Here is a 21,202-nt window from a genome sequence, read left to right as displayed (position 1 = left end):
GGTTATTCAAAGTGACTACGACCGCTGAGGTCCGGCCGCCCGAGGAATCCGGGCAGGGTGTCCAGCCGCTCGATGTGATCTGGCGTGGCATCGAGGGCAAGCTCAAGAACATGGTGGAGATGGTCTATTTCTCCGGCCAGATTCTCACCGCCATCCCCCGCACCTGGAAATACTCCAGCGAGGTTTTCCGCCAGACCGGGATCATGATCCTGTCCAGCGGCTTCGTGGTGGTGTTCATCCAGCTGATCCAGGGCTTTGTTTTCGGCGTGCAGGGGCACTACATCATTCGCCAGTTCGGCGCCCAGGGTTATGTCGCGGTTTTCCCCGCGCTGGGCGGCCTGCGGTTCTGCATCCCGGAGATGGCCGGCTGGATCCTGGCCGCGAAGGTGGGCTGCGGGCTGGTGGCCGAGATCGGCTCGGCCCGGATCAGCGACGAGATCGACGCGCTCGAGGTGATGGGCATCGAGTCGAAGGTCTACCTGGTGGCGACCCGGGTGCTGGCGGCGATCATCGCCATGCCGTTCCTGTTCTCCATCGGCCTGATCCTCTACTACTTCGGCGCCTACGTGGCCTGCGTGCACCTGCTGCGCACGGTTTCCGAGGGCGGTTTCTGGAACATTCTGTGGACCTACCAGACCCCGCTGGACATGGCGCTGTCCACATTGTGGGGCCTGATGTGCGGGCTGACCGTGATTCTGGTCGGTTGTTACTACGGTTATCACGCGCGCGGCGGCCCGGTTGGTGTCGGGCAGAACACCGCGAAGTCGATGGTCGTGAACATGGTGATGGTCAGCGTTGTCGGATTGATTTGTCAGCAGGCTTTCTGGGGTGGCTTCCCCAACGCCCCGATCGGTAACTGAATAAGTATCTCCTCTCCGCTCCCCGGAGGATTTGAATGTTCGTGCAAGTGTGCCCTGCCCCCGAGCCGGGTCAGGAGCTGACGCCATGAGGCGCTTAGCTCCGCTGCTCGTCATAGTGCTGATCGCGGTCGCCCTGGTGGGCGGCTTCGCGTACAGCCAGCTGAGCGGTAAGCACAAGATCTCGGCCGTCCTGCCGAATGCCATCGGCATCGGGGTGGGCTCGCCGGTGCAGCTCAAGGGCTTCGACGTCGGCAAGGTCACCAACCTGGAGGTCCGGGGCGACCAGGCGTTCATCGAGGTGGACGTCGACGAGCTGCCCGAGCCGCTGCACGAGGGGACCACGATCGAGGTCGCCTGGAGCTCCGTGCTGGGCCACCGCTACCTGCAGCTGAACCCGGGGCCGGCGAAGAACGCGGTGCTGCCGGACGGCGCGATGGTCGGCACCGGCTCGCACCAGGTGCTGGTCGAGGAGCTGCTGGAGGCGCTCGACCCGCCGACCCGGGCGCACCTGCAGGGCATGATGCAGCAGCTGCGCACCGCCTTCGCCGGCAGCGAGCAGGACTTCAACCGCACGCTGCAGGCCGCGGGGCCCTCCGTGCAGGCGCTCGGCGCGGTGCTGAACGGGGTGGGCCAGGACGGCCAGTCGATCAAGACCCTGGTGGCCAACCTGGAGAAGGTCACCTCGGTGCTCAGCGAGCGGCGCGGCGCGATCTCCTCCACCATCCTCGACCTGAACCGGATGACCAGCGCGGCGGCGGTGCACCAGAAGGCGCTGTCCGACGGGCTGAACGAGCTGCCCGCCACGCTGGACGACGTCAAGGTCACCCTGGACAAGGTGCCGGCCGCGGCCGACGAGACCATCCCGCTGCTGCACGACCTGGAACCGGCCGCCGACCGGCTGCCCGGCGTCGCGCACGACCTCAAGCACGTCATGCACGACCTGAAGCCCGCGCTGGACGACCTGGTGCCGGTGCTGAAGGACGCGGACAAGCTGCTCGAGGACGCCCCCGAGTTCCTGGACAAGGCCAACGAGGTGCTGCCCCAGCTGCGCACCACGCTGGACAAGGCCGGCCCGGCGGTGACCTTCATCCGCCCGTACACGCCCGAGGTGATCGGCTTCCTGGGCAACTGGGCCAACGGCTTCGCCACCTACGACTCGGTGGGCATGTTCGCCAGGGCCATCGTGGTGGAAGGCCCGTACAGCCTGGGCAACGTGCCGGACGTCGGGGTCCCGGGCTACTGGCCGAAGCGCCAGGTCCCGCCGGGGATCAACTCCGACCAGCCGTGGTGGGACGCGAACCCCGACGGCCCGAAAGAGGAGCGTGGCCCGAAATGAGCAGCCCCCTGGCCGTGAAGACGTCGCTGGGCCGGCGCCTGGTTGTGGTCCTGGGCGTGCTGGTGGTGGCCGCGCTGGTCGCCTGGTTCGCGTTCAGCACCTTCGGCGGCAACAAGAACCCCACGTTGACCGCGACGTTCACCGACTCCAGCCCGCTGGTGGTGGGCAACCGGGTGCAGATGAACGGCGCCCAGATCGGCACCATCACCGCGATCAACCTGGTGGACGGCAAGTCACAGGTGACCATGGAGGTGGAGCGCTCGATCTTCCCGCTGCACACCGATGCCAGCGCCAAGATCGAGCCGGTCAGCCTCCTCGGTGAGCGGTTCATCGCGCTGAACAAGGGCACCCCGTCCGCCCCGGTGATGCCGGAGCCGGCGACCATCACCCTGGAGCACACCAGCGCGGCGGTCGACCTCGACCAGCTGCTGAACACGCTGGACAAGCCCACCTCCACCGCGCTGGCCGCCATGGTCAGCACGCTGGGCCAGGGCCTGGAGGGCAACGGGGACACCACGGCCAAGGCGCTGCGCGGCCTGGAGCCGACGTTCCGGAGCGTGGACGACATCTCCGCGCTGCTGGACAAGCACAACGCCCTGCTCGACCACTTCATCGTGCAGGTGCAGCGCAACCTGGACCACTTCGCGCCGCCGATCGACCCGCTGGTGGACAGCGCCAACCGGACCCTGGGTGCGGTGGCCGCCAACCGGCAGGCACTGAACGACACCCTGGTGGAGGCCCCGAGCACGCTTTCCAGCGCGCGGGGCACCTTGAACGAGCTGTCCGGCACCGCCGACCACGCCGGTGACGTGCTCCGGGACATCCGGCCGATCACCGACAACCTGGAGGACGTGAGCGAGGAGCTGCACGACTTCTCGCACGCCGCCGAGCCCGCGCTGGACGCGGTGCCCGAGGTGATGGACCGGCTCAACACCATGCTGGACGACGGCCGCCCGGTGGTGGACGACCTGGTGGAGGCCGCCCGGGCGCTGGCCCAGGTGAGCGACTCGGTGGGCACCATCGGCCACCAGGTGATGAAGCACAAGCCGGGCGAGGCCGGCCAGCTGGAGAACCTGATGACCACGGTCGGCAACTGGGCCATGGCGACCGCCGACTACGACGGCATCGGGCACCACTTCCGCGCCATCCTCAACTTCGAGCCGAACGAGCTGGCCCGTATCGGGGCGGGCGGGTTGCCCTCGACGGGCCGGGACGCACCGTTCAACCCGGTCCGCCAGGACCCCAGCGGGACCTACGGCCAGAAGGCCACGCCCGGGCTGCCCGGGATACCGGGCCTGGCGCCGATCACCCCGGACACCCAGCCGAAGAGCGATGCCCCGCCGGACTACACGCCGCCGAAGAACAAGGACTCGGGCGGCGCCTCCGGGCTGACGCCGAGGCAGGAAGGCAACATGTTCGAATCGCTGCTGGGCGGGGGTAAGTAGTCATGTCTGCTCCCACCAAGTACGCCGCCCGCCGGTTCGTCATCGGTCTGTTCGCCCTGTTCGCCCTTGCGATGGTCATGGTTGTCGCGGTGACCGCGAACCAGGCGCGGCTGCCGTGGACCGAACCCACCCAGATCCGGGCCGCCTTCGAGAACATCGGCCAGCTCGCGCCGGGCTCCGAGGTCCGGCAGAACGGCCTGAAGATCGGCCAGGTGGCCGCCGTGGACCTGGTCGACGGCAAGCCGGTGGTGGTCATGGACGTCACCGGCGGCGTCCCGATGTACAAGGACGGCTACGCCGGCATCTGGGACCAGTCCTCGCTGGCGCAGAAGTTCGTCGAGCTGCGCCCGGGCACCGAGGCCAGCGGCCTGCTCGGCGGCGCGGTGCTGCCGGTCGGCCAGACCGAGTCCACCCACGACCTGGTCGAGGTGCTGGACGTGTTCGACCAGCCGACCCGGGACGCCCTGGGCAACGCGCTGCGCCAGATCGGCGGGGGCATGCTGATGGGCGACTACGGCCCCGGCTTCCACGACTTCCTGGCCTCGCTGCCGACCACCGAGGACAGCGTGCGGAAGCTGAGCGTCACGCTGGTCTCCGACCGCACCGACCTGCCCGGGCTGCTGCGCAGCACCGACCGGGTGTCCAGCCGGTTCACCGGCCGGGAGCAGATCCTGGGCGAGCTGCTGCGGCAGACCGACCAGACCCTGCGGGCCATCGGCACTGACGACGGGAAGGCGCTGGGCGCCACCCTGGCCAAGGCGCCCAACACGCTGCGCACCGCGCGCGGCGCGCTGGACAACGCCCGGCCGGTGCTGGCCGACCTGACCGCCGGCACCCGCGACCTGACCCCGGGCGCCGGGGCGCTGGGCCGGTCCACCGACGACCTGCGCGGCACCTTCCGGGAGGCCCAGGAGCCGTTCCACGGCGTGCCGGACTTCGCCGACGACGCCAAGCCGGCGGTGAGCAACCTGAAGGACACCTTCTCCGACCTGCGGCCGTTCGTGCCCCGGTTGGGCGGCGGGTTGAAGGACGCGGCGGTGCCGCTGCAGTACATGAAGCCGTACGCGCTGGACATCGGTTCGTTCTTCACCGACGTGGGCAGCCTGATCGTGTCGCACGAGGGCTGGACGCACCACTTCCGGGGCGCGCTGGCCATGCCGTCGGCCACCTCGCTCACCGACCTGCCGATCAAGGACTCGGTGCTGCCGTACCCGAAGCCCCGGCAGAACCTCCAGATCCGGGACCAGGACGGCGCATTCATCCCCGGTGACGCCCTGGGCCGGGGAGTCCAGAAGGCGGTGGGCAAGTAGCCATGCGGATTTCCCGATTCCTCCGTACGCGCCCGGTGTTGGCCGCGTTCGTCATGCTGGGCCTGGCCGCCGTGATCGGCGTGCTGCTCTCCTACAAGAACGACCTGATCACCGCGCTCACCCCGGGTGAGACGGTCACCGTGCAGCTGGCCGAGAACTACCGGATGACCGCGAACGACACCGAGGTGAAGATCGCCGGGTCGCCGGTCGGCAAGGTGCAGAGCATCGAGCAGCAGGAGAACGGCCCGGTCACCGTGACGCTGAAGGTGGCCCACGGCACCCGCAAGCTGCTCGGCACCGAGCCGAGCGCGACCATCCGGCCGGTCACCATCCTGGGCGGCAAGTACTACATCGAGCTGACCAGCGGCGGGCAGCCGGGCGAGTTCACCGGCACGATCCCGCCGGAGCGGGCCAAGCTGCCGGTCGAGCTGGACAAGGTGCTCGCGGCCATCCCGCCGGAGGCCCAGAAGGGCCTGCAGGGGATGACCGAGCGGCTGGACACCACGCTCAAGGCCGGCCTCGGCGGCGAGATGAAGAAGCTGGTCAAGGATGCCCCGGACACCCTGCGGCCGGCCGGCGTGGTGCTGGACGCGGCACGCGGCGTGAACAAGGACGGCGACCTGGCCGCCCTGACCACCAACGCCGACCAGCTGGCCAAGGTGCTCAGCGCCAAGCCGGGCCAGTTGCGCGCGGTGGTGGACTCGCTGGCCAACACCTCGAACACCCTGGGCGCCAACTCCGGCCCGCTGGCGAGGACCATCGCCGACCTGCCGGACACCCTGCGGTCCACCCGCCGGGGCGCGGCCGACCTGAACACCACGCTGGACAAGCTGATCGACACCGCCGACGACGCCCGGCCCGCCGTGCGCGAGCTGGACCCGACGTTGAAGCGCCTGGAGCCGGTGCTGGAGGACCTGCGCCCGCTGGCCTCCGACCTGCGCGAGGTGCTGCACGAGGCCCGGCCGCTGCTGGACAAGCTGGTGCCCACGGTGCGCAAGGGCATCGAGGTGCTGGACGACATCCAGGGCCGCCCGCTGGACACGGTCAACGGCCCGATCCTCAAGGAGCTGAACAGCGAGTTCAAGGGCGAGGGGCCGAAGTACACCAACGGCGGCCGCACCGGCTCCAAGTTCTACCAGGAGCTCATGTACCTGCTGACCAACACCAACGGCCTGACCCAGTACAGCGACAGCACGGCACACATGCTCGGCTTCGAGTTCGCCGGCTCCAGCTCCACGGTGCTCGGCCACGGCACGGCGGCGGAGAGCTTCGAGCGGATGCTGCACTCCATGTTCGGGCTCCCGTCGCAGGGACCGGACGGCGGCTCGAAGAACCCGCCGATCATCCCCGGCACCGGACAGGGCTTCCGGGTGCCCGCGCCCGATCCGGGCGTACCTGCCCCGGTGGTTGATCCCAACGGCCTGCTAGGTAAAGGACCAGGGAAATGAGCACGCCCCGTACGCACAAGACGCTGGCCGAGCGCTGGCGCCGGCTGCGCACCGTGCCGGGCCTCGGCCGGGACGTGCTGGCCCTGGTGGTCATGGTGGCGCTGGGCCTCGGTTCGGCCGGGTTCCTGTTGTCGCAGGTGAACTTCACCCTGCCGTGGGTGGAGCGCTACCAGGTCCGGGCGGAGCTGGCCGACGCGATCGCCATCAGCCCGGGCAACGCCCAGGAGGTGCGGATCGCCGGGGTGAAGATCGGGCTGATCACCAAGGTGGAGCCGACCGACCGCAACACCTCGATCATCACCATGGAACTGGAGCCCGGTCACACCGTCTACGACAACGCCCGCGCGGTGTTGCGCCCGGTGAACCCGCTGAACCAGATGTACCTCACGCTGAACCCGGGCGGCCCGCCCGGCAAGCCGCTCAACTCCGGTGACCTGATCCCGCTGTCCCAGACCTCCCGGCCGATCCAGGCCGACGAGGTGCTGGACAAGCTGGACGACAAGGCCCGCGCGGCGCTCACCAGCCTGCTCGCCGAGTCGGACAACGCGCTGGCCAACGCGCCGGAGACGCTGCCGGTCGGGCTGCGCGCCGCCGACCAGTCGCTGAACACGCTCAAGCCCGTGGTGGACCGGCTGGCCAAGCGGCACGACAACATCGAGAAGCTGGTCAGCGGGCTCTCCCAGCTGACCACCGGTCTGGGCCGCAACGACGCCCGGCTGACCAGCCTGGTGGACTCCACCCAGTACACGCTCGGCACGCTGGCCGAGCGCAACGACGAGTTCGGCCGCACCCTGGCCGAGCTGCCCGGCACCACGGACGCGTTGAAGCGCGCGCTGCACAACACCTCCGAGCTGAGCCAGCAGCTGAACCCGACCCTCGACCACGTCAAGGACGCCTCGGACGAGCTGCCCAAGGCGCTGAGCGAGCTGCGGGACGCGCTGGACCCGCTGGACGACACGGTCGACTCGGCCCGGCCGGTGGTGGACAAGGCCAAGCCGTTCGTGAAGGACCTGAAGGCCAGCATCGGTGACCTCAAGGAGGCGTTCGACGACCTCCGGCCGGTGACCGCCTGCCTGGACGAGTACACCCAGAAGATCGCGCCCTGGATGTACGACTTCGGCGCCTTCACCTACAACACGAACTCCAGCTTCGGCACCCGGGACATCAACGGGGCCTTCCCCCGCGGCTTCCTCACCTTCGACCCCACCAGCCCGCTCGGCGGCATGCACAAGGCGGGGGCGGGCGAAGCGCTGACCAACCGGTACCAGGACGCGCCCAGCGTCACCACCGGTCTGCCGTACCCCCCCAAGGGAAGTGGTGAGTGCCGGTGAGCGCCCCGGGCAAGAGCAAGATCTCCGCGCCGGTCTACCGGACCGTCACGCTGCTGGCCTTCGTGCTCGGCATCGCGGCGCTGACCGGCTACCTGTACGCGAACGCGGGTGGTTACGTGCCCGGTTTCAGCAAGCAGCGGGACTACAAGGTCGCGTTCGACGTGCCGACCGTGGCCAACGTGGTGCCGTTCGTGGACGTGTACACCGCCGGCGTGCCGGTCGGCAAGGTGGACGCCATCGACCGGGTGGCCAACGACAAGATCCGGCTGACCCTGGCCCTGGACGACGCGGTGGCCCCGCTGCACGAGGGCACCAAGGTGCAGATCAGTGAGAAGTCGCTGACCGGCCAGCCGATGGTGCGGATCGAGCCGGGCACCGGGCCCAACACCTACCCGTCCGGCACCGTGCTGCCGGAGTCGGCGGTCAAGCCGACCGTGCAGCTGCGCGACGTGCTGGCCAGCCTGGACAAGCCCACCCGGGACGCCCTCGGCGGCGTGGTCCGGCAGCTGTCCACCGGCACCGACGGCCGGCAGCAGGACATCTCCGGGATCATGGCCGGGCTGTCCGACCTGGGCCGCAACGGCGACACGGTGCTCCAGTCGCTGTCCGACCAGTCCGCCGACCTGGAAAAGGTGTCCCGGCAGCTGTCCTCGGTGATGGACGCGGCCGACGTCGGCCAGGGGCAGATCGCCCAGCTGGTTTCCAGCGCGGACCGGCTCACCTCGGCCACCGCGGGGCAGCGTCCGGCGCTCGAGGCGGCCATGCGTAAGCTGCCCGGCGTGCTGGACAGTGCCACCGCCGCCAGCGACGACATCAGCGACATCTCGCACGCGCTGCGCCCGATCGCCCGGGACCTGCGCGACGCGGCGCCCGACCTGAGCGAGGCGCTGGACGACCTGCCCGACGCCACGCACGACCTGCGCCGGGCCATGGGGCCGCTGGACGACATCCTCGACGACGCGCCGCCCACGCTGCACCGCACCGGGAAGTTCAAGGACGAGACGCACGACTTCCTGCCGCCGGCCACCAGCGTGCTGAAGGACCTGAACCCGGCGCTGCGCTACATCCGGCCGTACGGCAAGGAGATCACCGCCTTCTTCACCAACTTCGGCGGCACGCTGCACTACTTCGACCCGGACGGTGAGATCAGCGTGCGGCTCAAGCCGTACGTCGGGGCGCGCTCGCTGCGCCCGAACCCGATCAAGATGCCCAGCTCGATCTTCATCAAGAACCCGTACCCGGCTCCGGGGAGCTACGACAAGCCGCTCAAGCCGTTCACCGGCGAGTTCCCCCGGATCCACCGCGACAATTGATGTTCGGGCGGTTACCGCGGTTCTCCCGCCGGCTGGGGAAGCACTGGCCGGCGGGGGGCGCGGCGATCCGTAGGGACGGCTGGCGCGGCGTGGCCGCCGTGCTGCTCGGCGTGCTCGGGCTGGTGCTCGTCGCCGGGATCCCGATGGTCCGGGTGGACACCAGCACCGAGTCCTTCCTGCCGGCCGGCGACCCGGCGATGGCCGCCGTCGAGCAGAAGGCCCGGGACTTCGGCGGTGACCCGGTCATCGTCATGCTCCGCTACTCGCAGAACTACCAGTTCGTCCGGGAGGGCCGGAACACCCAGGCACTGCTGCGCGCCGAGGAGTCGTTGGCCCAGCTCCCGGACGTGGCCGCCGTCTACGGCCCCGGCACGGTGCTCAAGCAGCTGGCGGACGCCGGGCACAACTTCATCCTGTCCATCGTGCAGAAGCGGGAGGCCGCGCGGGCGGGCGCCGAGGAGGCCGCGCGGGCGGCCGGCAGGTCGCCGGCCGACGTGGCGCAGGCCGGCCAGGCGGCACTCACCGAGGTCAACGTGCGCTACGCGCCGCTGCTGGTCTACGGGTTCAAGGTGGGGCTGCCCACGCTGTCCAACCCGTCGTTCACCCAGACCGTGCTGTTCGGCGACGACGGCCAGACGCGGCCCAACTGGCGGTTCATCGTGCCCAGCCCGGACACCGCGGTGGTCCTGGTCCGCCCGCGCGAGGACCTGGACCAGGACGGCACCCAGCGGCTGGTGCAGGCCATCCGGGACACCGTGGCGGGCGCCCGGCTGGACACCACCTCGGTCACCGTCAGCGGGGTGCCCACGGTCACCGCGTCGCTGGCCGGGGAGGTGGCCAAGCAGTCACCGCTGATCGGTGCGCTGGTCGCGTTCGCGGTGCTGCTGCGCTACCTGCTGGTTCCCGCGCCGGGTAACCGGTGGCAGCGACTGCGGCCGTTGGTGGCCTCGCTGCTGGGCAGCGCGGCGACGGTCGGCCTCTTCGGCTGGTCGGGCCATCCGCTGTCGTTCGGCGCGGTGGTGCTGCTGCCGCTGCTGCTCGGCATCGGGAGCTCGTTCCCCCTCTACCTGGCGGCGGTGCCCAACCGGCGGCGCATCGTGGTCATGTCGGTGGCGTCGTCGGTGGCCTTCCTGGCGCTGGCCCTGTCCCCGCTGCCGTTCGTCCGCGACCTCGGCTACGCGCTGTGCCTGGGTGTGCTGGCCACGGTCGGCGTCGCCCTGCTGCTGAACCGGTACTGGCCCCCGTCGGCCGCGATGCCGGAGGAGCCGGCGCCCCGGCCGGCCGCGATGCCGGAAGAGCCGGCGCCCCGGCCGGCCGCCCCGCCGGCGCCACGGGCCGCGGGGATTGCCGCCGCCGGGTCGGTGCCACGGGCCGCGCGGATCGGCACCGCCGTGCTGGCCTCGGCGCTGGCGCTGGTCGGCTGGGTGGCGCTGCCCCGGGTGAACGTGGCGGCCAACCCGACCGACCTGGCCGCCGGCCTGCCCGCGCTGAACGACGCGTCCATCGTGGAGTCCGCGCTCGGCGCCTCCGCTGAGATCAGTGTCCGGCTGTCCGGCCCGGACACGCTCAGCGCGGACGCGCTGAGGTGGGCGAGCGCCACGCAGGACGTGCTGGCCACCCGGTTCGCCGAGCAGCTGCGGCCGGTGGTCGGGGTGCCGAACCTGTTCGGCTTCCTCGGGCCGGATCCCACGCCCGGCCAGGTGGACTCGGCCGTCGCGTTGATCCCGCCCTACCTGAGCTCGTCGATCGTCAAGCCGGACCGGTCGGCCGCGCTGCTGATGTACGGGGTGCGGCTGCAGGACCTGGGTGCGCAGCAGCGCATGCTGCGCGACGTCACGGCCGCGCTGCCCCCGCCGCCGCCCGGGTTCAAGGCCGAGGTGGTCGGCCTGCCGGTGGCCGCCGCGCGCGGCTACCAACTGCTGCTGGACGACCGGTACCTGGCCAACCTGGCCGGCATCGTGATCGCCGGCCTGGTGCTCGCGCTGGGCCTGCGCCGGCGCTGGGACGCGGCGCGCGCGGTGGCGGCGGCGCTGCTGGCCACCGGCTGGGGGCTGGGCGTGATCTGGGCGCTCGGCCTGGCGCTGAGCCCGCTGACCATCGGACTGGGTTCCCTGGTCAGCGTCACCGGCTGCGAGTTCGTCGCGCTGCTCACCGAGGCCCGCCGCACCGCCCGGCGCTGGCTGTGGCGCAGCGTCGGCATCGCGTGCGCCACCTCGGTGCTCGGCTACCTGGCGCTGGTGCCGTCCCGGCTGTGGGTGGTGCGGGAGTTCGGCCTGGTGCTGGGGGCGGCCGTGGTGCTCTCGTATCTGGCTGCCAAGCTGGTCGTCTGGCTGGTCCCCCCGAGGGCCGCCGAGGTTGACCCGGTTCCGTCCGGCCGATCGGCGGACGCTGTGGAGGTGAAGGCATGAATTCCCTGCTGACCTGGGTGCGCCGACACCCGGTGCTGCCGTCCGGGCTGGCCGGGATGGTCGTCGGCATCGTGCTGCTCGGGCTGCTGGCCCTGGGGTCCGGCACCGCGATCGCGCTGGACCGGATCTACGGCGTGCCGGACGGCGCGGTGTTCCGGGCCGGCGACACGGTGCTCACCGAGCCGGAGCTGGTCACCCGGGCCAAGCTGTACGGCCTGCTGGAGGGCCTCGGCGCGCCGCCCAACGACCCGGCCACGCTGGACAAGTACCACCGCGCGGTGGCCAAGGCGATCGCCGTGCAGACCGTGGTCGACCAGGCCGCCGCCGAGCGCAAGATCGTCATCGCCGACAAGACCGCCAGCGACAACCTGAACCAGCTGATGGAGCGGGGCTTCCCCGGCGGCCGGGACCAGTTCCTCGCCGGGCTGCAACAGGCCGGCGTCACCGAGCGGGACTTCCTGGACGAGCTGAAGCGGCGCCAGGCCAGCGGCCGGCTGTTCGAGCAGGTGACCAAGGACGTCAAGCCGCCGACCGACCAGGAGATCGCGCAGACCTACGAGCAGCGCAAGGCCGAGATGGTCAGCCCGGAGAAGCGGCACCTGCGGATCATCGCGGTGCAGACCGAGGACGAGGCCAAGCAGGTTCGCGCTCAGCTGGACCAGGGTGCCGACTTCGCCGCCGCGGCCAAGCAGTGGTCCCAGGACAGCAAGACCAAGGACGTCGGCGGCGAGCTGGGCGTGGCCACCCACGACCAGGTCACCGACCGCCCCTTCGCGGACGCCGCGTTCGCCACCCCCGGCCCGAACACCTACTTCGGCCCGGTGAAGACCCAGACCGGCATCTGGGGCGTCGGCCAGGTGCTCGAGGTCGCCCCCGGCACGCCCCTCGCCCTCGACCAGATGCGCGACATGCTGCGCTCGTACCTCTACCAGACCAAGCAGGGCGAGGTCTGGAACAACTGGCTGCACGAGCGCCTCGAGGACGTGAGCGTGCGGTACGCCGACGCCTACCGCCCCGACGACCCGACCGGCCTCGGCCCGCCCCCCGACCAGCGCACCCCCGCGGCCCCCGGCGCCCCGGCCGCTCCCGCTCCGGGCGCCCCCGCCCCCGCGGCTCCCGGCGCCCCAGCCCCCGCTCCGGGCGTGCCTGCCCCGGCCGCCCCGGCTCCGGCACCTGGGGCCGCTCCGGCGCCGGGCCGGTAGCCCGCCCCCGGCGCCCGCTCGAGCAACGACGCCGCATAACAAGCCGTGACGCCGCATATGGTGCGGCCTGTGCGGCGTGACGGCTTCCTTTGCGGCGTCGGGCGAGGCCGGCGGCGGTCTGGAGATCGGCTTGGACGGCGCGGGTGGGCGGTGTGTCGCGGCTTGGGTGCGGCCGCTTGCGTTGGGTGCCGGTGTTCCGGGCCTTGGTTACGGACCGTGGTTGGACTGCGGCTGTCCGGGGCGGACGACTTCATCGAGCGCAAGCTGAGTCCGGTGAATCCCATGATCGAACCGGACTGGGCCTGCGCTCGGTGAGTAGAGCTGGGCGCGGACTCGTCCGGAAGCCACCCCGATGGTCACAGTGCGTAGCAAGGCTGCGGACACCTGGATTAGAACGGCCGCATCGACGGCGCGGCGGACTGCCCGGCCGCGCCGTCGAGGCCGGTTTTGAGCCGCCACCGCATCGATGGCGATCATGCGTCGATTTCGTCCTACTGTTGCAACGCCTACCTCGGGTAGCCTGATGACCTGTTCGAGGGGAGGCGGGGCGGATGACGCTGATCGCGATCGGTCTGATCGTCCTGCTGTTCGCCATCCAGGGGTCGCACATGGTCACGGTGGCGTCGGTGACCCTGATGATCGTGGTGTTCGTGGTCGCGGTGCTGATCGACATCGTGATGTTCTTCGGCCCGGACGCGGACCCCGGCGGCGACCGGCTGCTGCGCTACCGCCCGAAGCTGAACAAGCGCGCCTACAACCGCTGGGGCGGTGTCCGCCAGCCCAGCGCCGTTGGGGAGAACCCGTCGCATTCCGCCGCGGGAACCGGTTCCCCGTCCACCTCCAGGGTGACCGGTGCACCCCCCGGTCAGGGGGCGGACGGGCTCCCTCAGCAGTGATAACCCGCAAGAGGTAGAGAGATCACCACCCGCTCCGGTGTAGTGTCGGCCTGACGTCCATAACCAAGCGTTGTTCACGTATGCTGTGGCCGGCATCATAGACAGGCTGTTCGGCGCGAGATCGACGGCCGGTTCATCTCAACAGGGGGTGGCATGTCCTCCAACCAGACCGTGGGCAACCAGGGTGCGGCGCCGACCACGAACGGCGATACCACGCACAGCATGGAGGTGCGGAACGTCTACAAGTCGTTCGGCAACTTCCACGTGCTGGCCGGTCTGGATCTGCAGTTCCAGGATGATGCGATCACCACGATTTTGGGGCCTTCGGGTACCGGTAAGTCGGTGTTGATCAAGCACTTGGTGGGGTTGCTGGAGCCGGACGACGGTGAGGTGCTGATTTTCGGGGAGGATCTGTGGAAGATCTCCGAGAAGGAGCGCTACGAGCTGCGGACCCGGATGGGTGTGTTGTTCCAGGACGGCGCGTTGTTCGGGTCGATGAACATTTATGACAACACCGCGTTCCCGTTGCGTAAGCACACGGACAAGTCCGAGGACGAGATCCGGGAGATCGTGATGAAGCGGCTCACCGAGGTGGGCCTGGAGCGGTCGTGGTCGAAGCTGCCGAACGAGGTGTCCGGTGGTATGCGCAAGCGGGCGGGTTTCGCGCGGGCGTTGGTGATGGATCCGTCGATCGTGTTCTTCGATGAGCCGGACTCGGGTCTGGACCCGGTGCGGACCAGCTTGTTGAACGACTTGATTTTGGATATGCACGCGGAGCATCGGGGCACCTACATGTTGGTGACTCACGATATTCGGACCGCGCGCAAGGTCAGTGACTATGTGGGGCTGATCTGGAAGGGCAAGGTCGTCCACTACGGGGAGGCCGAGGAGGCGTTCGCTTCCGAGGACCCGTTTGTTCGCCAGTTCCTCTCCGGCGAATCCGCCGGCCCCCTCGGCATGGACTAAGCCGCCACCTGGACCCGCTCTTCCGTACTCGCTGGCGCCTGCTTCGGCAGGTGGTTGGCGAGCACCCAGACCGCCAGCATGGCCAGCCCCAGGGTGACCAGCGAGGCCGGATAGGTGGCGGCGTAGCCGATGTCGCTGTGTAGCGCGCTCCAGGTCGGCCAGGCCAGTCCGCCGTTGACCAGCCCGTCTGCCATCGGTGCCAGCGGCACGATGGCCAGCAGCCGCCAGCCGCGCAGGTACGGCATCGACATGTGCACCAGGAACGCGGCGACGATCGGCATGGTGGCGTTCACCGCCGGCCACCACAGCGGCAGGCCCCAGAAGTTGAACGGCTGCGCGCCGTAGTAGGTGTACACGCCCATCAGCACGCCGGGCGTCTCCAGCACGATGTTCACGCCCCAGGCGGTGAACCAGTGCGTCCACAGCCGTCGCCCGGTCATGTTCCCGCGCTGCAGCATGCGCCAGAGCAGGAACGCCTGGCCGCCGACGAACCAGCTGTACACCGGCCACATGAACATCGGCACGGGCCGGCCGGCGAACGTCTCCAGGCCGACCCACTGGCCGTGCAACGGGAAGAAGCACATTCCCATCACGTCGACCACCGGCTCCATCACGATGGAGCACGCGCCGCCGAGCAGGAACAGCATCGGAGCGGCCTGCCGGTCCCGCAGCAGTGCCCGCACGGCCAGTGCGATGAGCGCCACCCACGGGATGATCACGAACACGGTGAAGATGACCTGGCCGGTCGAGTTCATCACCATGTCCCACGGCGGCTGCGCTCCCGGAATCCCCACGCTCGCTCCTTCTCGTCGCATAAACCAACGTTGTTAGGATTATGCCGGAAGATGCGCCTTTGAGCAGCGGTCAGTGGGGTGTTGCCGGGTCGAGGTCGAGGGCCATCACCTTGGCGATGTGGGGGAAGTCCCCGTCGCGGGCCAGTACGGCGGCGTTGTTCCGCAGCGCGACGGAGGCGATCATGCAGTCGACCAGCCCCCGGGGCGTGACCCCGGCGCGGCGGCATGCCCGGTAGATCTGCATCGCCCCGGCGAAGTCGCTGGTCGCCTCGAAGCGCAGCAGCTCGAAGCGGTCCAGCAGGCGGCGCAGGTCGCGTTCCCGGTAGTTGTCCCGGGCGCCGCACAACACCTCCATCATCACCGGCTCGGTCACCGCGACCGGCCCGGCGCTGTCGATGAGCTCGGTGAGCCGCAGATCGACCGCGCTTCCGGTGGCCCGGTCGTACTCTACCCACGCCGAGGTGTCGGCGAGTATCACCGGGGCGCCGGGAACCCGTCGGCCGGCGGCTCGCCGATCGCGTTCGCGCCCCGCATGCCCAGCGCCTCTTCCCGGCTCATCGGCTCGCCGGCCAGCCGGCGCAGGGCGAGATCCACGGCCTCGGTCTTGGTGCGCAACCGGTATCGGTGCATGACCATTTCCAGCACCTCGTCGTCGATGTCGATGTTCGTCCGCACACACCAAGTTTACACCTCAGGTGTATGAATGGTGTGTTATTACGTGGCCGATCCGGACCAGCCGTAGCGGGCCAGCGGCGGCGACCACTCGGGGGTCAGCGCGTCCACCGACTGGCGGCCCTCCACGAAGGCCACCTCCAGGCGGCGCGGGCTGTTCGCGTCGCCGATCACCCGCAGCACCGGAGCGACCCCTTTCAACGAATCGACCAGTACCCGGTCCGGCACCCCGCCGGACATCAGTACCAGGTCGTCGAAGTCGACCGTGTGCGCCCGCCACGGCGCCTCGTGCGGGGCGATCTCCGCCCGGCCCGGTGCCTCGAGGCCGCGCAGCACGCTGCGCGGGAAGAAGGTGAAGTCGCCCCGCATCAGCCGGGCCAGCAGCGGTGCGCCGACCATCTCCCAGCGCATCTCCAGGTTGGCCGCCACCAGCGCGAACCGGCTCACCTGCAGCACCCGGTGACCCTCGTCGACCAGCCGCCGGGCCACGTCCACCGACTCGTAGTGCCCGATCTCGTCCAGCAGCAGCACGGTGGGCCCCAGCTCGGCGGTGCCGCGCAGCACGTCCCAGCCGGTGTGCGCCCTGACCTCGGCCAGGCCGGGCAGTGGGAGGGCGGGGCGCAGGGTCTGGAAGCCGTCCCGGCGCGGCGTGGTTCCGGTGGCCACCAGCACCGCGTCCGGCCGCGGCCGCGCCACGTCCTCGGCCGACGCGTGGACCCCCAGCCGCACGTCCACCCCGCGCCGGGCCAGCTCGCCGGCGTAGAAGTCCGCCAGGGCGTGGAGCTCGGGGCGCGGGGCCAGCCTCAGCTGCCCGCCAAGCTGGTCGGCGGCTTCCAGCAGGGTGACCCGGTGCCCGGCGATGGCGGCCGCCCGGGCCGCTTCCATGCCGGCCGGCCCGCCGCCGACCACCACCACGCGCAGCGACCTCGGCGCGACCGGGATGAGCGCGTCGCCGTGGGTCAGCTCGCGGCCGGCGGCGGGGTTCACCGCGCACATCGCGCGGGCCCGGGTGTTCAGCCCGCCGGCGCAGCTCTGCAGGCAGGCGATGCACGGCCGCACCTCGCCGGTGCGCCCGTCCGCCGACTTCACCACCAGTTCCGGCTCGGCCAGCGTGGCCCGCACCATGGACACCAGGTCGGCCGCCCCGGACGCGACGACCCGGTCGGCCTGCTCGAGCGTGTGGAACCGGCCGGCCACGATGGTGGGCAGCGCGGTCTGCCGGGTGATCTTCTCGCTGGACGGCAGCTGGTAGCCCGGCGGCTCGTGGCCGCCGCCCATCAACAGGTCACGCCCGTAGTGGGAGCCCAGCGAGACGTCCAGGAAGTCGATCAGGCCGGAGCGCTCCAGCCGCCCGGTCAGCTCGACCAGGTCTTCCGTGGTCGTTTGGTCGGCCGGGCCGTCCGGGGAGACCCGCACGCCCACCGGGTAGTCCGGGCCCACGGCGGCGCGGATCTTGCGCAGCACCTCGAACAGGAACCGGGACCGGTTCTCGGCCGAGCCGCCGTACCGGTCGGTGCGCAGGTTGGTGGCCGGGGAGAGGAACGAGGAGAACAGGTAGCCGTGGCCGGCGTGCAGCTCGATCCCGTCGATGCCGCCCTCCATGGCGCGCACCGAGGCGGCGACGAAACACCCGGTCAGCTCGTCGATCATCGCCTGGGTCATCGGCACCGGCAGCATGCCCAGCCCGGGGTCGGGCACGTGCGAGGCCGCCCACGGCGCGGAGCTGTCCCAGGCCAGCTGGGTCGGGCCGCCGTGCCAGACCTGCTGGAACAGGTGCATGCCGTGCGCGTGGGACGCCTCGGTGAGCCGGCGCAGCCCGGGCAGGCAGCGGTCGCTGGACAGGTCGATCATGCCCGGCGAGCTCCAGTGGATCTGCCCGATGTCGGCGAACGCCAGCGCCACGCCGCCCTTGGCCCGGGCCACCAGGAACTCGACCAGCTCGTCGCTGACCTGCTGGCCGGCGGCCAACCCGGTGCCCTGCGACGTGCGGACCACCCGGTTGCGCAGCTCCACCCGGCCGATCCGGAACGGGCTCAGCACGTGCTCGTACACGCCGACCCCCGGTGGCTCAGGCGAAGAGGTAGAAGCCGATCACCGCCGCGCAGATCACCACGCAGTAGGCCTCCAGGATCAGCCGCAGCGGCAGCGGTGCGTCCTTCAGCTCCATGAAGTACAGCCCCACGAACCGGACCTTGACGAAGGCCACCAGGAAGATCAGCACCGACCGCGCCTGGGGCGAGTCGATGCCGTGGTCGGTGCCCAGCCAGAAGGACAGCAGGGTGGCCGCGATCAGCACGAACCAGATGCCGGTGAACCGCGCGCGGAGCAGGCTCAGCGGGGTGCTCGATGCAGTGGTCACTCCCAACCTCACTTCACCAGGTAGAGCAGCGGGAACAGCACGATCCACAGCAGGTCCACCATGTGCCAGAAGCAGGCCCCGCCCTCCACGAAGGCGAACTGCTTGGTGGTCAGCTGGGTTGTTTCTGCCGCCCGCGACTTCACGATCAGGTAGACCAGCACCGCCATGCCGATGATCAGGTGGAAGAAGTGCAGGCCGGTGAGCACGTAGAAGTACATGAAGAAGCTGTTGGTGTTGGGTGTGAGGCCCTTGCCCAGCTTCTCGCTGTACTCCAGGAACTTCATCAGGGAGAACCCGAGGCCGCACACCAGCGCCCCGCTGAACATCCACGGCGCGACGCCGGCGACCCGCTTCCGGATGGCCCGGATGCCGACCACCACGAACAGCGAGCTGGTCAGCAGCAACAGCGTGTTCACCACGCCGTAGATCTGCCGCAGCTGCTGTTGCGACTCGTTGAACAGCTCCGGTTCCAGCCCCCGGTAGTACAGGTAGGTACAGAAGAAGACGGCGAACACCATCATGTCGCCGAAGATGAAGACCCAGGTGCCTTCCTCGCCGGGCAGGTGTTTTGCCGGTTTGCCGGATGCTTCGGGCCGCTGGACGTTCTTCGAAAGCGTGGTCACGGGTCTCCCAGTTCCACTCGGCGGTAGCGGTCAGGCCGTCTGTGGTTCCTGATGGGGGACGCTAACCGCCGCTTCGGCCTCCTGCTCGCCGATCGCGCGGTGCAGCACGTACCCCATCACCGGGAACCACGTACCAAAGATAGTGAGTGCTAACCAGAAAGCAATAACCCCGTTCCAGGCGAACGGTCCGGTGTGGAAGCACATGACCAGCGCGCCGACCAGGAAACCGATGGCCAGCCACACGTTGTAGTACCCGACCCAGCGGGCCAGCACCGGGCGTTCCCGGTGGTCGCGCAGGATGGCCAGGCCGATGGCGAGCGACTGGATCGCGGCCGGCGCGGCGAACCCGACGAACGGCAGCCAGGCCAGGTCGTTGAGGGCCTGGGTGAGCTCCGGGTCGCGTTCCGGCCGGTACGCGGCCGCCGCCATGACGAACATGGGCAGGCCGAGCAGCAGCGGGGTGGTCCACCCGGCGCCGAGCTGGGTGAAGGCCAGCGGGGACCACCGGCCCTCGATGCGGCGCACCTGCAGCAGGATGGCCACCGCGTACGGGAAACCGAACCCGGTGCCCAGCAGGGAGATCACCAGGCCGATCCGGATGCTGGTCACGTTGTCGGCGTAGAACCGGGCCACCTCGGTCGCCGACCAGCTGGGTGCCGGCGGCGGCACCATCCCGCCGATCCACCAGAAACCGATGCAGAACACCAGGATCATCAGTGTTCCGCTCCAGGCGCACAACCGCTGTGTTGTCGCGTTCATCGCCAGACCTTCGTTCGTGGTTGGTAGCCGCTGGCTAACGGTGTTAGATTCTCAGGATTTGACGTCCGGGTCAATTCGGCTCACCCCGCCGTGGCCGGTGCGTGACGCAGCGTGTGGGCCAGATCGGCGGCCGCCCGCTCGCCGGCCGCGATCGAGGCGTTGACGCTGGTCTGCGCGTGGTAGTCGCCGGCCAGCTGGATGCGCGCGGCGGGGTCGGCGTGCGCGTGGAAGTCCACCAGGCCGGCGTAGGTGCCCACCTCGCTGGCCACCAGGGCCGGGTTCCACCGGGCCACGTGGGACGCGCGCACCCGGTCCGCCCAGCCGGGCAGCAGCCGGTTGATCGTCGCCCGGGTGGCCGCGACCACCTCTTCGTCCGGGTCGCCGTAGTGGCGGGTGCTCCAGTCGGTCATCCAGTAGGCGGTCAGGATGCCGGTGCCGGCCGGGGCGCGCCCGGGGGCCAGGTTGTGCCCGAGCCCGACCACGCACAGGTCCGGCTCCAGGTCGCGCGGGATGAGCACCATCGACGCGGTTTCGTCCGGTGCCGGTTCGACGCCCAGGGAGACCACGATGGACGTCGAGTAGCGCAGGTTCTCCAGGTACTTGCGGCGCGCCGGGTCCAGGTCCGGGTACATCTCGACGGCCGCGCCCGCCGGGACCGCGAGCACCACCCCGTCCACCGTGCTCTCGTGTGGCTGGTCGTTCTCCGTCCAGCGCACCTGGACCCGTTCGTCGGCCTGGGTCCGCACCTCTTCGACCTGGGCTTCCAGCCGGATGTCCAGCTCGGCGGCCGCGCGGTCCAGGAAGAAGCCCAGGCCGGCGGGGTGGGTGACGATGTGCCCGGCCACCAGCAGGCTGCGGCAGGCGGCGAACAGGTCCACCACCGAGCTCTGCTCCGGCTCGGTGAGCAGCAGCGCGCGGGTGATCGGCTCGAGCAGGTTCTCCCGGACCGAGTCCGGGTAGTTGGCCACGCAGTAGTCGTGCATGGTCCGGGTGTCCAGGTGCGCGGCGCTGCCCAGGTCGGTGTAGTTGATCGAGCGGTACGCCTTCGCCAGGTCCCGGCCGAGGCGCCACAGCGAGGCCTTGTCCCGGGCCGGGATGTGCCGGGCGGACAGGAAGGTGAGCGGGTTGCGCCGGGCGATCCGGTGCACCCGGCCGTCCCGCAGCGCGCCGATCACCGCGCCCCGGTGCTCGATCTCGCCGCGCGCGCCGACCGCGTCGATCAGCCGCAGCATGGCCGCGTAGGTGGTGGGCAGGGCCCCGGCGGAGACGTCGAACCGGAAGCCGTCGCGCGCCACGGTGCGCACCCGCCCGCCGACCTGGTTGCCCTTTTCGAGTATCCGCACGGTGACGCCCGCCCTTCGTAGCCAGAACGCGGCGGACACGCCGGCCGCCCCGGCGCCGACCACGATCACCTCGGGCATGGCACTCCCTCCGGAGCCGAGGGCTCACTAGTGCGAAAAACCATACAGCGATAGGATAC

Annotated in this window: 19 protein-coding genes; 11 read left to right on the top strand and 8 right to left on the bottom strand. The window is 70.2% G+C overall.

Features of this window, described 5'->3' with window-relative positions; translation table 11 throughout:
* Positions 1-11: 11 nt before the first annotated feature.
* From ABEB12_RS16260 to ABEB12_RS16210, 11 genes are all read left to right on the top strand, one after another.
* The gene (locus ABEB12_RS16260) at positions 12-860 is read left to right on the top strand and encodes an ABC transporter permease (protein ID WP_345702869.1); all 849 of its coding nucleotides are present in this window, start codon (positions 12-14) and stop codon (positions 858-860) included.
* 85 nt (positions 861-945) lie between these two features.
* Positions 946-2,196, top strand: a complete 1,251-nt coding sequence (locus ABEB12_RS16255) for an MlaD family protein (RefSeq protein WP_185059668.1) — start codon at positions 946-948, stop codon at positions 2,194-2,196.
* On the top strand, positions 2,193-3,641 hold the full coding sequence (locus ABEB12_RS16250) for an MlaD family protein (RefSeq protein WP_185059670.1): 1,449 nt from the start codon (positions 2,193-2,195) through the stop codon (positions 3,639-3,641). The genes ABEB12_RS16255 and ABEB12_RS16250 overlap by 4 nt, the downstream gene beginning before the upstream one ends.
* A gap of 2 nt (positions 3,642-3,643) precedes the next feature.
* Entirely contained in the window at positions 3,644-4,951 is a 1,308-nt protein-coding gene (locus tag ABEB12_RS16245; RefSeq protein ID WP_185059671.1) for an MlaD family protein, read from the top strand.
* Positions 4,952-4,953: 2 nt separating this feature from the next.
* The gene (locus ABEB12_RS16240; protein WP_185059673.1) at positions 4,954-6,399 is read left to right on the top strand and encodes an MlaD family protein; all 1,446 of its coding nucleotides are present in this window, start codon (positions 4,954-4,956) and stop codon (positions 6,397-6,399) included.
* Positions 6,396-7,730: an MlaD family protein gene (locus ABEB12_RS16235; protein ID WP_185059675.1), complete on the top strand. Its 1,335-nt coding sequence runs from the start codon at positions 6,396-6,398 to the stop codon at positions 7,728-7,730. Before ABEB12_RS16240 ends, ABEB12_RS16235 begins: the two co-directional genes overlap by 4 nt.
* A complete protein-coding gene (locus ABEB12_RS16230) occupies positions 7,727-9,043 on the top strand; it encodes an MlaD family protein (protein ID WP_185059677.1) in 1,317 nt (438 codons plus the stop codon). Before ABEB12_RS16235 ends, ABEB12_RS16230 begins: the two co-directional genes overlap by 4 nt.
* Positions 9,043-11,451, top strand: a complete 2,409-nt coding sequence (locus ABEB12_RS16225) for an RND transporter family protein (protein ID WP_185059679.1) — start codon at positions 9,043-9,045, stop codon at positions 11,449-11,451. Before ABEB12_RS16230 ends, ABEB12_RS16225 begins: the two co-directional genes overlap by 1 nt.
* A complete protein-coding gene (locus ABEB12_RS16220; RefSeq protein WP_345702868.1) occupies positions 11,448-12,653 on the top strand; it encodes a peptidyl-prolyl cis-trans isomerase in 1,206 nt (401 codons plus the stop codon). Before ABEB12_RS16225 ends, ABEB12_RS16220 begins: the two co-directional genes overlap by 4 nt.
* 551 nt (positions 12,654-13,204) lie before the next feature.
* Complete coding sequence (locus ABEB12_RS16215; RefSeq protein WP_185059680.1) at positions 13,205-13,549, top strand: hypothetical protein; 345 nt, start codon at positions 13,205-13,207, stop codon at positions 13,547-13,549.
* A 153-nt stretch (positions 13,550-13,702) separates the two neighbouring features.
* Positions 13,703-14,515 carry an ATP-binding cassette domain-containing protein gene (locus ABEB12_RS16210; protein ID WP_185059682.1) on the top strand — a complete coding sequence of 271 codons (813 nt, stop codon included), beginning with the start codon at positions 13,703-13,705 and terminating at the stop codon, positions 14,513-14,515.
* Here the strand turns inward: ABEB12_RS16210 and ABEB12_RS16205 are convergent.
* The 8 genes from ABEB12_RS16205 to ABEB12_RS16170 form a co-directional block, all read right to left on the bottom strand.
* Positions 14,512-15,309 carry a hypothetical protein gene (locus ABEB12_RS16205; RefSeq protein WP_185059684.1) on the bottom strand — a complete coding sequence of 266 codons (798 nt, stop codon included), beginning with the start codon at positions 15,307-15,309 and terminating at the stop codon, positions 14,512-14,514. The two genes, ABEB12_RS16210 and ABEB12_RS16205, sit on opposite strands and share 4 nt — an antisense overlap.
* 70 nt (positions 15,310-15,379) lie before the next feature.
* On the bottom strand, positions 15,380-15,787 hold the full coding sequence (gene vapC, locus ABEB12_RS16200) for a type II toxin-antitoxin system VapC family toxin (protein WP_185059686.1): 408 nt from the start codon (positions 15,785-15,787) through the stop codon (positions 15,380-15,382).
* Positions 15,784-15,984, bottom strand: a complete 201-nt coding sequence (locus ABEB12_RS16195) for a type II toxin-antitoxin system VapB family antitoxin (RefSeq protein WP_345702867.1) — start codon at positions 15,982-15,984, stop codon at positions 15,784-15,786. Before ABEB12_RS16195 ends, vapC begins: the two co-directional genes overlap by 4 nt.
* A 39-nt stretch (positions 15,985-16,023) precedes the next feature.
* Complete coding sequence (locus tag ABEB12_RS16190) at positions 16,024-18,033, bottom strand: oxidoreductase (RefSeq protein WP_185059688.1); 2,010 nt, start codon at positions 18,031-18,033, stop codon at positions 16,024-16,026.
* Positions 18,034-18,049: 16 nt separating this feature from the next.
* Complete coding sequence (locus ABEB12_RS16185; RefSeq protein WP_221497585.1) at positions 18,050-18,340, bottom strand: cytochrome C oxidase subunit IV family protein; 291 nt, start codon at positions 18,338-18,340, stop codon at positions 18,050-18,052.
* Between the two features lie 8 nt (positions 18,341-18,348).
* Positions 18,349-18,963, bottom strand: a complete 615-nt coding sequence (locus tag ABEB12_RS16180) for a cytochrome c oxidase subunit 3 (protein WP_185059690.1) — start codon at positions 18,961-18,963, stop codon at positions 18,349-18,351.
* A gap of 30 nt (positions 18,964-18,993) precedes the next feature.
* The gene (locus ABEB12_RS16175; RefSeq protein ID WP_185059691.1) at positions 18,994-19,722 is read right to left on the bottom strand and encodes a hypothetical protein; all 729 of its coding nucleotides are present in this window, start codon (positions 19,720-19,722) and stop codon (positions 18,994-18,996) included.
* Positions 19,723-19,802: 80 nt separating this feature from the next.
* Positions 19,803-21,143, bottom strand: a complete 1,341-nt coding sequence (locus ABEB12_RS16170; RefSeq protein WP_185059693.1) for an FAD-dependent oxidoreductase — start codon at positions 21,141-21,143, stop codon at positions 19,803-19,805.
* Positions 21,144-21,202: the final 59 nt, after the last annotated feature.

Source organism: Actinospineispora eucalypti, from assembly GCF_039543365.1.
GTDB lineage: Bacteria > Actinomycetota > Actinomycetes > Mycobacteriales > Pseudonocardiaceae > Pseudonocardia > Pseudonocardia eucalypti.
Note: the sequence above shows the minus strand (reverse complement) of the source record. Positions and strands in the feature narration are given on the sequence as shown.

Bases quoted from the DNA above. Each gene is read 5' to 3' on its own strand.
- ABEB12_RS16255 (WP_185059668.1), top strand. From the start codon at position 946: ATGAGGCGCTTAGCTCCGCTGCTCGTCATAGTGCTGATCGCGGTCGCC.
- ABEB12_RS16250 (WP_185059670.1), top strand. From the start codon at position 2,193: ATGAGCAGCCCCCTGGCCGTGAAGACGTCGCTGGGCCGGCGCCTGGTT.
- ABEB12_RS16245 (WP_185059671.1), top strand. From the start codon at position 3,644: ATGTCTGCTCCCACCAAGTACGCCGCCCGCCGGTTCGTCATCGGTCTG.
- ABEB12_RS16240 (WP_185059673.1), top strand. From the start codon at position 4,954: ATGCGGATTTCCCGATTCCTCCGTACGCGCCCGGTGTTGGCCGCGTTC.
- ABEB12_RS16235 (WP_185059675.1), top strand. From the start codon at position 6,396: ATGAGCACGCCCCGTACGCACAAGACGCTGGCCGAGCGCTGGCGCCGG.
- ABEB12_RS16225 (WP_185059679.1), top strand. From the start codon at position 9,043: ATGTTCGGGCGGTTACCGCGGTTCTCCCGCCGGCTGGGGAAGCACTGG.
- ABEB12_RS16220 (WP_345702868.1), top strand. From the start codon at position 11,448: ATGAATTCCCTGCTGACCTGGGTGCGCCGACACCCGGTGCTGCCGTCC.
- ABEB12_RS16215 (WP_185059680.1), top strand. From the start codon at position 13,205: ATGACGCTGATCGCGATCGGTCTGATCGTCCTGCTGTTCGCCATCCAG.
- ABEB12_RS16210 (WP_185059682.1), top strand. From the start codon at position 13,703: ATGTCCTCCAACCAGACCGTGGGCAACCAGGGTGCGGCGCCGACCACG.
- ABEB12_RS16175 (WP_185059691.1), bottom strand. From the start codon at position 19,722: ATGAACGCGACAACACAGCGGTTGTGCGCCTGGAGCGGAACACTGATG.
- ABEB12_RS16170 (WP_185059693.1), bottom strand. From the start codon at position 21,143: ATGCCCGAGGTGATCGTGGTCGGCGCCGGGGCGGCCGGCGTGTCCGCC.